The organism is Chloroflexota bacterium (assembly GCA_020850535.1).
GTDB lineage: Bacteria > Chloroflexota > UBA6077 > UBA6077 > JACCZL01 > JADZEM01.
On sequence record JADZEM010000210.1, the window covers coordinates 1 to 13,397 of the forward strand.

Sequence of the window (13,397 nt, forward strand, 5' to 3'; positions counted from 1 at the left end):
GCGGTCAGCGGTCAGCGGTCAGCGGTCAGCGGTCAGCGGTCAGCGGTCAGCGGTCAGCGGTCAGCGGTCAGCGGTCAGCGGTCAGCGGTCAGCGGTCAGCGGTCAGCGGTCAGCGGTCAGCGGTACGAGTATGTCAGTGAAAGCGTGCAAGTTGCAATTGTCATCCTGAGCGCAGCGAAGGACCTCACCCGCTGACCGTCAACTGCCGCACCAGACAATGGTAAGCGACGTTAGCGCCGCACCATGTCATCCTGAGTGAAGCGAGCTTGCGAGCACAACGCAGGATCTCACCCACCAACACGACACGTGACGGTCAGCGGGTGAGGTCCTTCGCTGCGCTCAGGATGACAACTGTGAGTTGCACACTTTCACCATCGCCCACGCCCCACGCCCCACGCCCCACGCCCTACTGCCGGCTCCGCCAGGGGATCAGCCACGCTTCGAGCTGATCCAGCAGCCAGAACGAGAGCATGCCCAGCGCCGCCACCGTCAGGATGCCGACGTACACGTCGTCGATCCGCCCGATCTGCCACGAGTTCCAGATCAGGTAGCCCAGCCCGGACTTGGCGGCCACCATCTCGGCCTGCACCAGCAGCAGCAGCGAGACCGCCCACCCGAGCTTGACCCCCGCGAAGATGACCGGCAGCGCCCCTGGCAGCGCAATCGTCCAGATCGTGGCGAGGCGGCTCGCGCCGTAGTTGCGGCCCACATCCAGGTAGATGCGGTCGATGTTCGCCACGCCGGCCGTCGTGCTGACCAGCACCTGGAAGAAGACGCCGCTGGCGATGATCGCCCACTTGGACGATTCACCCAATCCGAAGATCACGATGACTAGCGGCACGATCGCCACCTTCGGGATCGCGAACAGCGCGCCAGCAATCGGCTGAAGCGCCGCCCGCACCAGCGGCATCAGACCCATCAGCACACCCAGGAGCAGCGCCGGCAGCGCCCCGATGACGAACCCGATGGCGGCGCGCCCCAGGCTGATGCTGATGTCCGTGGGGAGCGTCGTGCGGATCAGCACCAGGAACGAGGCAGCAATCGTCGAGGGGGCCGGGAAGAACCCGCGATTGATCAGCCGGGCCTGCGCCGCCGCCTCCCAGAGCGCCAGCAGCAGGATCGGCGCGATCAGCGCAACGACCTTCTCCACCACCTGCCGCGAGACGACCGCCCGCCGCTGGCTGGCTGTGCGAACGCGCACCACGCCGCCCGCGCTCATCCGGCCGGCGCTCGCGCTCACCCGGCCCCCGCCCGCACTCATTCGGCCGTGGCCTCGGCGGCCCGGGCCTGGAGCACCTCATCCCGCAACTGGCTCCAGACCGTAAACGACAGCTCCCCGAACTCCGGCGTCGCCTTCAGCTCATACGCGCCACGCGGCCGGGCAAACGGGATCGAGATGTCCGCCTTCAGCCGCCCGGGACGGGCGGTCATCACCAGAACACGGTCGCCCAGCACCAGCGCCTCGTCGATGCTGTGGGTGATGAAGACCACCGTCCGGCGGGACTCTTCCCAGATCCGCAGCAGCTCCTCGTGGAGCAGGCTCTTGTTCTGCTCGTCCAGCGCCCCGAACGGCTCGTCCATCAGCAGGATCTCGGGCGCGTTGGCGAACGCCCGCGCCACCGAGACGCGCTGCTTCATGCCGCCCGACAACTGGTGCGGGTACGCCTTCCGGAACGCCGTCAGCCCGACCTTCTCGATGTAGTACTCGACCTGCTCGCGGTACTGCCGCCCGGAGATGCCGCGCATCCGTGGACCGTACGCCACGTTGTCGTAGACGCTCATCCAGGGGAAGATGGACTGCTCCTGGAAGACCATCGAAGTCAGCGGCCGGTGCGGATCGGCGTGAACCATCTCGATGCGGCCCTCGGCCTGCTCCTCCAGGCCGGCCAGGATCCGCAGCAAGGTCGTCTTGCCGCAGCCAGACGGCCCCACGATGCAGCAGAACTGCCCCTCTGGAATGGTCAGATCGATGTCCTGCAACGCCTGAACGACGCCGTTCCGCGCCCGGAACGTCTTGCTCAGACGCTCGACGACGATCTTCGGCGGACGGGCGTCCTCACCCGTCGAGACAGCGGCCGGCGCGTCTGTCACCATGCTGGCGGAAGTCTACCAGAGCGCCGACCGCCGGCCCCGCGCTACGTCCCGAGGGTGATGACCACCAGCGCCTTCGGAGGCACGCTGTTGTTGGCCTCCGGGTTCTGGTTGATCACCTGCCCCTTGCGGCCCGGCGCGTTGTCCTGGCGCACCCGCACCGTGAAGCCCATCCCCTCCAGCATCCGCCGCGCCTCCCGCTCGTCCATCCCCTCGACGTTCGGGACCAGCACCAGCCCCTCCTTCGGGGCCGGCTTCGGCTGCAGACCGCCGCCACCGCCACGCCCCACCACGATGACCACCGTGCTGCCCTCCAGCACCTGACGGTCTCCGGGCGGATCCTGCGCCACCACCGTGCCCTCGCGGGCGTTCGCGGACGGCCGCTCCTCAGCCTTCACCGTCAGGCCGGCATCGCGGATCAGCTTCGCCGCCTCAGCCTCCGGCCGCCCGATCACCCCCGGCACCGCCTTCATCCCGGCCGGTGGCGGCGGCGTGGTCGGCTTCGGGACGGCGGTGGCCGTCGCTGGTGGAGGCGGTGAGGCCGTCGGTTGGGGCGGGGCAGTCGGCTGCGGAACCGCCGTTGGCGGCGCGACCGTCGGCTGGACTGCTGGCTTTGCCACCGCCGTGGGCTTCGCTGGCGTGGTCGGCGTGGGGGCGGGCGTCGCCACAAAGACGGGCGCGGGCGTCGGGCGACCTTGCACGTAGTTCATCGGGTTGACCCGCTCGCCGAGCGCCGTCCCGATCCGCACCCCCACCGTAGCCAGCACGATGGCCGCCACGACCCAGGGCCAGAGACGTCGCCGCCTCGGCCGCTCGTGGCGAGCCGCCCGCCCCGTTCGCCGATCTCGGGGCTGCCGCTCCCCGATGCGCCGCGGCGGCGGCATCAGCACATCCGTCCGCGGGCCGGCCTCCGGGCCACTGGTGTACGGCTGCTCCCCGCTGAGGGGCCGCCGCACGGTGCCGGACTGGATCACCTGCGTCCCGAGTGGCTGCCGCGGCTGTGGCCCCGTCTGCCGGTGCGTCTGGCCCGACGTCGACGGGGGCATGCCCCCGAACATCGCCGGGTTGACGGACGTCGCGTCCAGCGCCGGCTGCTGGCCCGTGTTCACGGACCGCTGGCCACGCAGCGCTGCCGCCACCAGCGCCGCCGAAGCCGGCCGCGGCTCAGGCTCCTTCGCCAGGCAGGCCAGGATCACCTCGGCAAGCTGCTGCGGGACGGCCGGGTTCACCTGCTGCGGCGGGGTCGGCGTCGCCTGGAGCTGCAGCCGCGCCACCGCCAGCGGCGACTCAGCGGTAAACGGCAGCTGGCCCGTCGCCAGCTCGTACAGCACCACGCCCAGCGAGTACACGTCCGACGCCGGCGTCGTCTGGCGTCCCTCGGCCTGCTCCGGCGACATGTAGTGGACCGACCCGACGACCATCCCATCCGCCGTGATCGAGCTTTCCCCGAGCGCCACGGCGATGCCGAAGTCCGCCACCTTGACCTTGCCGTCAGCCGTCAGCAGGACGTTCTGGGTCTTGATGTCGCGGTGGATCAGCCCCTTGCGGTGCGCGTACTCCAGGGCCGCCGCGATCTGGCACCCCAGGTCGACGACCTGCTCGGTCGGCAACGCGCCGTGCTGGCGAACCTGCTCGCGGAGGTCATGCCCCTCCACGTACTCCATCACGATGTAATTCGAGGGGCCGTCCTGGCCCACGTCGTACACCAGGATGATGTTCGGGTGGTTCAGGCGTGCAGCGGCCCGCGCCTCGCGGTTGAAGCGCTCCAGGAACTCGTGCTCCGCGCCCAGCTGCTCGCGGAGCACCTTCACCGCCACCGTCCGGCCGAGCATCGTGTCCTCAGCCCGGTACACGACGGCCATCCCGCCCTGCCCCAGCACGCCGCCCAGGCGGTACCGCCCGCCCAGCACGCGCGCTCCGACGGTCACCGGCCTGTCTCCTCGCTACGCGCTCGCTCGTTCAGGGTGCGGCCTCTGCGGTCAGGCGTGCGACAGCTGCGCGTCGGGCGCCCGGGTAGTCAGCAACGATCCGCTCAAGAGCATGCCACGATCAGGACTTGTAGATCAGAAACACGGCGACCGACTGGCCTGATCCCGGCTCGTCAAAGTACCGTACACACGGATAGTGACGGCCGTCACGCAATCCGGTGCCGTACTGGCTGTCGATTGCCGCCCGGACAGACTCCGGAATCGCGTCCGTTTTGGCGACCTCGGCCGGGAACCGCGAGTACGACACGTAGTTCGGCTTCGCTTGCCCGAACACCTGCGACGACCGCGCTTTGGCTGCCTTCTCCAGCGCGCCGATCAGGGCCGGGCTGTCCTGGACCGCGTGCGAGTTTCCGCTGGTGAAAATCACCAGGTGCTCCAGGGAGGAGATCGGCCCGCCGGGCTTGCCCTGAAGCCCCTGCAGCTCGGTCGGGAAGTACTTCTCGCGCAGGCCGCGCAGGCCACGGCAGCCGATCAGCGCCGCGAACGACATCACGATCAGCGGGTAGACTGGCAGCGCAAAACTGCTGAGCGCCAGCCCGATCAGGATGCCAAAGAGGAGAATCAGGCTGAACAGCGGGTTCGCCAGCGAGAGGATCGCCGCCCGCTTGTACAGCGTCAGCAGCGGCAGGTCTTCCGGCTCGGGGGCTGGCGGCGGCTCGGCCACCCGCGAATCCCCGTCCAGCGACCAGCCGTCGTCGCCGGTCGGCGGGGGCGGCGGCGGGAAAGCGGCGGCCACCATCAGCGGCATGACGTAGATCTGGACCGTCAGCCAGTAGACGATGGCGTACAGCCAGAGGATCGCCACGGCGTTGAGCAGCGGGTTCGCCGAGGACATGTAGAACGACGTGTTGAACAGCAACCCGAAGAAGACGGCCAGCCCGATCACATAGGTGACAGACGCCTGCTTCCAGAGGGTGCGGAGCGCCCGCCAGAACAGGTTGAACTCGGGCGTCTCCTCGTTCACCACGAAGTTGGCGATAGCATAGACGCCCGCCGAGGCCGGCTGCGGCATCAGCACCAGGAGCATCGCCCCGAGCAGCCACGGCAGCGCCGACCCCTCGTCGGTGGCCGCCCCCTCGACAGCAGCGGCGCTCGCGGACCAGGCCCCGGCCAGCGTCAGCAGCAGGCCGGTCAGGGCCGAGGTGACCACGTACAGCGGCAGGCTGACGACGAACCACGTGACGTTGGTCCGGATCATCAGCAGCGATTCGTCCCAGAAATGGATCAGGGCGCGCCAGAGAACCCGAAATCCTGTCAGCATGGGCGGCATTGTACCAGGAGCGTCTATGCGTCCGGGTCGTATACTGGCGCGCATGTCGAACGGGGCAGGAACGGGCAGGACGTCGCCCGGCAAACAGTCCGCGGCGCTGATCGTGATGGTTGGAGCGCCAGGTTCTGGCAAGTCGTACCTCGGGCGTCAGGTGAGCGCGGCGCTGGACGCACGCCTCATCCAGACCGACGCCGTCCGCAAGCAGTTGTTCCCGAACCCGCGCTACACGCCCGGCGAGGCGTCGGCGGTCTACGACGCCTGCCACCGGATGATCGCGGAGGCGCTGGCAGGGGGCGAGTGCGTCGTATTCGACGGCACCAACTTACAGGAGCGCCACCGCACCACCCTCTACAGGCTGGCCGAGCAGACCGGCGCCCGGCTGGCCGTGGTCGTGGCGCGCGCGCCGGAGGCCGTCATCCGAGCGCGCCTGCGGCAGCGCATCGAGGCGCCCAGCCCGACCGACCAGTCAGACGCCGACTGGCCGATCTACCTGCGCCTGCGCCGTGACGCCGAGCCGGTCCTCCGGCCGCACGTCGTCGTCAACACAACGGTCTCACCGGCGCCAGTGCTGCGGCTGCTGCGCCGCCAGCTCGAGGGCTGACGACTGCAGCACGCTCGGTCAGGGCGCAACGGGCACGTGGACGGAACGATCCTGTCTTCCGTCGACCCGCCGTCCACGAACGGCCCCCGCCGGCTGGGCGGCGCGCCGGCACAACGCTATACTGTGCCCATTCGCGCCCAGGATGTCGCTGCCACGCGGTAGAGACTCGCCGTTTGAGGGTCCATGCGAAGGTGCATGGTGTCGCGCGGGATTCCGATAGCGCCAGACCGGGCCGACTCTGACAAGAGGGGGAGGGGTCGGTAGGCGCGGCCTGCTGCCAGGATCGACCGCCCCCCTGGTCGTTCCACGTCGCACGTCGCGCAGGACTCGTGGCCTTGCGTGCCGGCAGATTTGTCGCACAGACGGGGCATCTTGGGGGAGTACACGGAGGTTCTCGATGCTAGAGACGAGAATGGGGACAACGGTGACCCGCCGTGGAATGACTCGGCGAACGCTCTTCAAGACCGCCGCTGTCGGTCTGGGAGCGATCTCGCTCGCGCCGGTCCTGTCCGCCTGCGGGATGATCCCGGGCATGGGCGGCGACAAGATGGTCATCTGGACAGACGCAACGTTCGCCCCGCCCTCGGATGATTACCAGACCGAGGAGATCAACAAGTGGGCCAAGAGCAAGAACGTCGAGGTGGAGATCACCCGCGAGACTGGCGACAATGTCCGCCAGAAGCTCCAGGCAGCCGTCGAATCCAGGCAACTGCCGGACATCTCGCAGGTGGATGTCGGCCGATTCACGGCGTTCTACCCGGCCGGCATCTTCATCGATCACTCAGACCTGTACGCCGAGTTCTCGAAGGCGTGGGGCGGCTTCTACAAGCCTGCTGAGCGGATCGTGACCCGAGACGGCAAGCAGTGGATGCTGCCGTACTCCATTGACAGCAACATGATCCTGTACCGCAAGGACATTCTCGATGCGGGCGGCGTCAAGGAAGCCCCCAAGACCTGGGATGAGCTGTTCGACGTTGCGAAGAAGCTCCAGACGCCTCCGAACATCTACGGGGTCGGCTTCCAGTTCAACAAGGCCGGCACGGACGCCGAGGACACGTTCCACCTGATGATGCTCGGGTACGGCGGCAAGATCGTCAACGAAGACAGCAAGCTGGCGAACATCAAGACGCCGGAGATGCTGGCCTTCCTGACGCGCATCAAGACCAGTTGGGACGCTGGCGTGTATCCGCCGGGCGTCACCGGCTGGGATAACGCCGCCAACAACACCGCGCTTCAAGATGAGAAGGTCATCTTCATCCAGAACCCGGCCAGCCCGCTGGTCTGGTTCCGCACCAACAAGCCGGACATGCTGCCGAAGATCGGTGTGGCCTCCACGCCGGGCGGTCCGAAGGGCGTCTTCAACACCGCGTATGTCCGCGACGGCTTCGCGGTCCTGAACACTGGCAACCAGAGGCGGATGGATCTCTCCAAGGATCTCATGCGCCACCTGTACAGCAAGGACGTGTATCGGAAGTGGATCGAGCTGGCGTTCCCCTCGCCGGCCGTGGCCGGCATGGAAGACCATGAGGTCTGGAAGAACCCGGCCCGCAAGGCGTTCCTCGAGGCCGCCAAGACCGGCATTCTGGCTGGGCACCCCGGTCAGCCGACTCAGGCGTACTCCGAGTTCACCAACCGCCAGCCGCTGATCTCGGCGGCGGCGCGGATGGCCGTTGAGGGCTGGTCTCCAGAGCAAGCGCTCGACGAGCTGGCGAAGACCGCCGAAGACGTGTTCTCGAAGTACAAGTAGGAGGTGCTGGGTGCTGGGTCTCGGGTTCTGGGAGGGCGGATTCTCACCCCCAGAACCCGAAACCCAGAACCTGGAACCCCGCCCGGGGGTGACCCGTGAGTGTCCAGAGCACGGTTCTTCGCCACACCAGGTATCGGGATTTGACGGCACGCCACAAAGAGTGGGTGCTCGGCTATGCCATGCTGGTGCCGGCCTTCTTCTTCATCGTTGGACTTGTTGCGTACCCGGCCGCCTGGGCCATCTACCTGTCGTTCACCGACAAGGTGATCGGCAGCCCCGAGAAGTTCATCGGCTTCCAGAACTACGTCTGGCTGACTCAGTGGCCGAACTTTGGCCGAATGATCTGGAACACCGTGCTGCTGGCCGTCGTCGGCGTCGCCATCAAGGCGTTCGTCGGCATGACCATGGCCCTGGCGCTCAACGAGCAGTTCCTCGGGCGGACCGTCATCCGGGCGCTGCTCTTCCTGCCCTGGACAGTGCCCGCCTTCGTGGCTGGCCTGATCTGGCGCTGGATGTACGACGATCAGAACGGCCTCTTCAACTGGGCCTTGCTCGGCATCGGGCTGATCGACGCGCCGATCTCGTGGCTGGGAGATGTCCGCTACGCGATGGCCGCCGTCATGAGCGTCGTCGTCTGGAAGGGATTCCCGTTCTTCGCCATTGCGTACCTCGCCGGCATGCAATCGATCCCCTCGGAGCAGTACGAGGCGGCCGAGGTCGATGGTGCGAACGCCTGGCACCGCTTCCTCTACATCACGCTGCCAGGGTTGCGGCACGTCATGCTGGTCACCTGCATGCTGTCGCTGATCTGGACAGCGAACACCTTTGATCTGGTCTTCATCATGACGCGCGGCGGCCCATCCAACGCCACCGAGGTCTTCACGATGCTGATCTACGATCAGGGGATTCGGAACGGGCGCATCGGAGAGGCGTCGACAGCGGCCATGATGGCGGTCCCGATCTTCGCGGGCCTCATCATCATCCTGACGCGCTACCTGCAGGACAGCGACGAGGAGCGGGCCTGATGCAAGGCACACTTGAAGCTCCAACCGAATCCCGTTCCTGGCTTGGCTCCTCGCGCGGCCGATCCAAGCGGATGATCGTCTACGCCACCATCGCGTTCTACCTGTTCGTGGTGTTGTTGCCGCTGTACTGGATGGTCCGCTCGTCCATCGCCGAGAACGACCAGATGTATGGCACGGCCATCGAGTTCTTCCCCAAGAAGTTCACGCTGGCTCAGTTCGATGCCGCCATCAACAAGTGGAAGTTCGGGCTGTACCTCTCGAACTCGCTGGCGGTGGGGCTGGTCACCACCATCCTGACCACGGCGATGGCGACGTTGGCCGCGTACAGCCTGGTGCGGCTGCGGTTCCCCGGCCGCGCGGCCCTCGCGCGCTCGGTGCTGTTCGTCTACCTGATTCCGGGCGGCCTGCTGTTCATCCCCTTGTTCATGATCATGCAGCGGCTCGGCCTGTTGAACAGCCAGCTTGCCCTGGTGGTGAGCTACCAGTCGTTCGCCATCCCGTTCTGCACCTGGATGCTGATCGGGTACTTCAAGGGGATCCCGCCCGAGATGGAGGAGGCGGCCCAGATCGACGGGGCCAGCCGGCTGCAATCGATGTGGCTGGTGCTCTTGCCGATGGCGGCCCCGGGCCTCGTGGCGGCGGCGGTCTTCACCTTCACGCTGGCCTGGAACGAGTTCCTGTTCGCCCTGGTGTTCATCACCTCGGACAGCTTCCGGACGCTGCCCGTGGGGCTGGCCGGCCTGATCCGCGGCGACATCTATCTCTGGGGACCGATGATGGCCGGCTCGGTGCTGGCGGCGATCCCTGTGATGGTGCTCTACACGCTGGCGAACCGCATGCTGGTGCAGGGGCTGGCAGCAGGAGCCGTCAAGGGGTAGGTGTTGGATCGTGGGTCGTAGGTCGTGGGAGACGCACCCCCACGGCCTGCGATCTATGACCCTCGATCCGCTTCAGTCTTCCTGATCCAGCGCGAAGGCAGTGTGCAACGCGTTGACGGCCGCGTTCGCCTGGTCGGCTGCGATGATGCAGGTGATCCGGATGTCCGAGGTCGTGATCATGTCGATGTTGATGCCCGCCGCCGAGAGCGCCTGGAACATGCGCGCGGCGTAGCCCGGCGCGCTCTGCATGCCGGTCCCGACAATCGAGATCTTCGCCAGCCCGTCCGAGTGGTCGAGGCCAGCCGCGCCGATGCTCGGCACGATCTGCTCGACGATGGCGGCGGCCCGGGCATGCTCGGCGCGGCTGACCGTGAACGACATGTCGGTCTTGCCGTCCAGGCTGGTGTTCTGGACGATGACGTCCACGCTGATGGCCGCGTCCGCCAGCGGGTTGAAGATGGCGGCGGCGACGCCCGGGCGGTCCGGCACGCCGACGATACGAATCTTGGCTACGTCCGTGTCGTGGGCGATGCCCCGGACGTTCTTGCGAACTTCCACGTTATCAGTCCGAGTGATGAGCGTGCCCGGCGCGTCCGCGAAGCTGGAACGTACCAGGATCGGCACGTCGTACACTTCCCCGAGCTCGACAGCTCTGGGGTGCATCACCCTGGCCCCGAGGCTCGCCAATTCTAGCATCTCTTCGTACGAGATCCTGTCGACCTTGCGCGCTTTGGGCACGACGCGCGGGTCTGCCGTGTAGATGCCTTCCACGTCCGTGAGGATCTCGCAGCGGTCCGCCTTGAGCGCGGCGGCCAGTGCAACAGCCGTCGTGTCGGAGCCGCCCCGCCCGATGGTCGTCATGTCCTGGTCGTCGGTGATGCCCTGGAAGCCCGTGACGATGGCGATGCGGCCGGCCGCGATCTCCCGCTTCAGGCGTTCTGGCTGGATATCCGTGATGCGGGCCTTGGTGAAGAGGCGCGTCGTGCGGATGCCGGCCTGCGCCCCCGTCAGAGAGACGGCTGGCCGCCCCCGGGCGATGAGCGCCATCGCCATCAGGCTTGCCGAGACCTGCTCGCCGGTCACCAGCAGCTGGTCGAGCTCGCGGCCCTCCGGGTCGTGGGAGACCTGCCGCGCAAGCTGGATGAGCTGATCGGTGGTCTTGCCCATGGCCGAGACCGTCACGACCATGTCGTTGCCCTCGGCCGCGAGCGCGGCAACCCGCTCGGCCGAGGCGATGATGCGCTCGGCGCTCCCGACCGAGGTGCCGCCGTACTTCTGGACGATAAGTTGCCTGCCGGCTTGGCTCGTCACCTACCTATTCCTTTTCCTTCCTGAACTGTGAGCCAGTACGGCGCCACGTTGAATGTGATCGGACGTCATCCCGACCGTCGCGAGGAACGAGCACACTACGCCCGTCATCCCGACCGTCGCGAGGAACGAGCGGAGCGGAGGGATCTTCCGCTTTGTAACTACGCGAGGAAGATCCCTCGACTGTGTTCGCAGGCTCACTCCGCTCGGGATGACGGGCAGGGTTCGCGGGCTCACTCCGCTTGGGATGACGTGTAACACGGTAGCTTCTGCCTTGTGGACAACGAGGTTTATTGGCTGTTGGGAGGTGATCCCTCGATATGAGCGCCGCTGGTCGAGATGGCCGCCTGGAGCAGCCGCCCCGGCACGTTCGCCTGCCGGGCTGCCGCCGCCATTGCCGCGCCGATCGTCTCGGCAGCATCCGGGGCCACCAGCGCCATGACCGAAGACCCGGCGCCCGAGAGGAACGCGCCGTAGGCGCCGGCATCCAGCGCCGCCGCGATCAGGATCGGGAGTGCGGGGAAGATGGTGCTGCGCGGCGGCTGGTGGATGGCGTCCTCGGTGGCCGTGCGGAGCAGATCGGTGCGGCCCGTCGCCAGCGCCCCCACGAACAGCGAGGATCGGCTGATGTTGAAGACGGCCGTCGGGACGGGCACATCGGTCGGCAGCAGGCCGCGCGCGCGGTGCGTGTCCATCGGAAAATCGGGGATGTAGACCGTTGTCGCCAGCGGGAACGCCACCGGCACCTGGAGATGCTCCAGCCCGTTCCGTCCCGTCACGCAGACCTGAACGCCGCCGAACAGGCAGGCCGCGATGTTGTCCGGGTGCCCCTCAAGCTCCGTCCCGATCTCGAAGAGCCGCTCCGGGCTGAACGGCTCACCCAGGAGCCGGTTCGCCAGCAGCAGGCCGCAGGCACGGGCCGCGCTGCTGCTGCCAAGCCCGCGCGAGGGCGGAATGACGTTGTGGCAGCGCATCCGAAGCGGCGGGGGCGGCGTCCCGTGGCGGGCGTAGACCACCGAGAGCGCGCGGTAGACCTCGTTGGAGGCGTCCCCGGGCAGGAGCGCCGCGCCCTCCCCGACGACCTCGACGCTCACGCCGTCCGCGGCGGGCCAGGCCTCCACGACGTTCGCCACGTCGAGCGCAAGGCTCAGGCAGTCATAGCCGGGTCCGAGGTTCGCACTGGTAGCAGGCGCACGTACAGTCAGCACGGATGGGGATTATGGGGGCTGCGCGGCCCCCGTGCCCACGCCCGGCTGCGCTACCGAGGAATGAACGACGCCTGGGTCTGGACCGTCTCGCCCTCAACCTGGGCGATCACGTCCACGTTGACCTGGTGCCCGGCCGTCGCATCGCCAACGTTGAAGGTGATCGTCGCCTCGCCCTGGTCGTTCGTCGGGACGGAGCCGTCACCGGCCGGGAACCGCTCGTCCACCGTCCGGTAGTGCGCCACCAGGTAGACGGGCACATTCGGAAGCGGTCGGTTGTCGCGGGTCAGGCGCAGGATCACGCTGATCTCGGAGCGACGCGGCGGGGCCGGATTGCTCACGCGGGCCGACGACCGCACTGGCCCCGCTGCCGGGGCGGCGGCTGGCGGCGGGGCCGCTGCCGCCGTCGGCGAGGGGATTGCCACCTGCGGCACCAGCACCTGACGTGGGGTCGGCGACGGCTGCGCGAGCACCGGTGCGACGGTTGGCTCGGGGGCGGTGCGCGGCTTGACCGGCAGGCCCAGCGCCGCACCAGCGTCCTGCAAGCTGCCCAGGTTGACCCACGCCCCGTTCCCGAGGACGGTGTAGCCGGCGTACAGCGCCACGGCCACCACCCCGATGATCGCGATCACTTCCAACAGGCCGCGCGGAGCACGCGGCGCGCGCCAGGGCGCAGCCGAGCGGGTGGCGTGCGTACGCATCGTGGCGGAGGACGCGGCAGCAGCCGGCGTCGCATCCGAGACGACCTCCTGGCGGGCGGCCTGCTGGTAGTAGGAGAGCCGCGCGCGCTGACGATCGTAGTCGGCGCGACGGTCCGGCTTGCCGAGGATCTCGTAGGCGGCGTTCACCTCAGCCAGTTGCCGGGCGGCGCGCCCCGGACGCCAGCGCGCATCCAGCAGCTTCGCAGCCTTCTTGCGGTAGGCGTAGCGGATCACGTCGTCCGAGGAGCGCGGATCGACGCCCAGCACGCCGTAGAGGTCCGGAATGCCGGCGATGGAGTCGGGCGGCTCGTCGATCAGCGAGGAGGCCGTCGGGATCGGCTCGTAGAGTGACTGCGCGTCGGGCGAGACGGCGGCGGGCTCAGCGGGCGTGCTGACCCCGTTCTTCGACTTGCGCGAAAAGAATCCGGCCATCAGCGGCCTCCTCCCCTCACCCACGGGGCGACCCGCCGTGCGAGTGTAGCACAGCGCCAATGCTCGGTCAGGCTCGCGGGGTGAAGGCCTCTGACGACTTGCTGCCGCCGGAGGCCCTCACCCCCCGGGAGGCCCTCACCCCCCGACCCCC

General features: G+C 68.0%; 11 protein-coding genes. 4 read left to right on the forward strand and 7 right to left on the reverse strand.

Annotated elements, in window-relative coordinates:
• Positions 1-406: 406 nt before the first annotated feature.
• The 4 genes from IT306_29305 to IT306_29320 form a co-directional block, all read right to left on the reverse strand.
• Complete coding sequence (locus IT306_29305; GenBank protein MCC7372547.1) at positions 407-1,240, reverse strand: ABC transporter permease; 834 nt, start codon at positions 1,238-1,240, stop codon at positions 407-409.
• Positions 1,241-1,257: 17 nt separating this feature from the next.
• Positions 1,258-2,094 carry an ABC transporter ATP-binding protein gene (locus tag IT306_29310; GenBank protein MCC7372548.1) on the reverse strand — a complete coding sequence of 279 codons (837 nt, stop codon included), beginning with the start codon at positions 2,092-2,094 and terminating at the stop codon, positions 1,258-1,260.
• Between the two features lie 41 nt (positions 2,095-2,135).
• Positions 2,136-4,019, reverse strand: a complete 1,884-nt coding sequence (locus IT306_29315) for a protein kinase (GenBank protein ID MCC7372549.1) — start codon at positions 4,017-4,019, stop codon at positions 2,136-2,138.
• 121 nt (positions 4,020-4,140) lie between these two features.
• The gene (locus IT306_29320) at positions 4,141-5,340 is read right to left on the reverse strand and encodes a hypothetical protein (GenBank protein ID MCC7372550.1); all 1,200 of its coding nucleotides are present in this window, start codon (positions 5,338-5,340) and stop codon (positions 4,141-4,143) included.
• Positions 5,341-5,365: 25 nt separating this feature from the next.
• Between IT306_29320 and IT306_29325 the strand changes: the two genes are divergently transcribed.
• The 4 genes from IT306_29325 (at position 5,366) to IT306_29340 (ending at position 9,600) form a co-directional block, all read left to right on the forward strand.
• On the forward strand, positions 5,366-5,950 hold the full coding sequence (locus tag IT306_29325) for an ATP-binding protein (GenBank protein ID MCC7372551.1): 585 nt from the start codon (positions 5,366-5,368) through the stop codon (positions 5,948-5,950).
• A 397-nt stretch (positions 5,951-6,347) separates the two neighbouring features.
• On the forward strand, positions 6,348-7,697 hold the full coding sequence (locus tag IT306_29330) for an extracellular solute-binding protein (protein ID MCC7372552.1): 1,350 nt from the start codon (positions 6,348-6,350) through the stop codon (positions 7,695-7,697).
• 95 nt (positions 7,698-7,792) lie between these two features.
• Positions 7,793-8,722 (forward strand): sugar ABC transporter permease, encoded by a 930-nt coding sequence (locus IT306_29335; protein ID MCC7372553.1) that lies wholly within the window; start codon positions 7,793-7,795, stop codon positions 8,720-8,722.
• On the forward strand, positions 8,722-9,600 hold the full coding sequence (locus tag IT306_29340; GenBank protein ID MCC7372554.1) for a carbohydrate ABC transporter permease: 879 nt from the start codon (positions 8,722-8,724) through the stop codon (positions 9,598-9,600). The genes IT306_29335 and IT306_29340 overlap by 1 nt, the downstream gene beginning before the upstream one ends.
• A 72-nt stretch (positions 9,601-9,672) precedes the next feature.
• Here the strand turns inward: IT306_29340 and IT306_29345 are convergent, their stop codons facing one another.
• From IT306_29345 to IT306_29355, 3 genes are all read right to left on the reverse strand, one after another.
• A complete protein-coding gene (locus IT306_29345; protein ID MCC7372555.1) occupies positions 9,673-10,911 on the reverse strand; it encodes an aspartate kinase in 1,239 nt (412 codons plus the stop codon).
• A gap of 287 nt (positions 10,912-11,198) precedes the next feature.
• Positions 11,199-12,116, reverse strand: a complete 918-nt coding sequence (gene thrB / locus IT306_29350; protein ID MCC7372556.1) for a homoserine kinase — start codon at positions 12,114-12,116, stop codon at positions 11,199-11,201.
• A 50-nt stretch (positions 12,117-12,166) separates the two neighbouring features.
• A complete protein-coding gene (locus tag IT306_29355) occupies positions 12,167-13,246 on the reverse strand; it encodes a J domain-containing protein (GenBank protein MCC7372557.1) in 1,080 nt (359 codons plus the stop codon).
• Positions 13,247-13,397 lie beyond the last annotated feature (151 nt).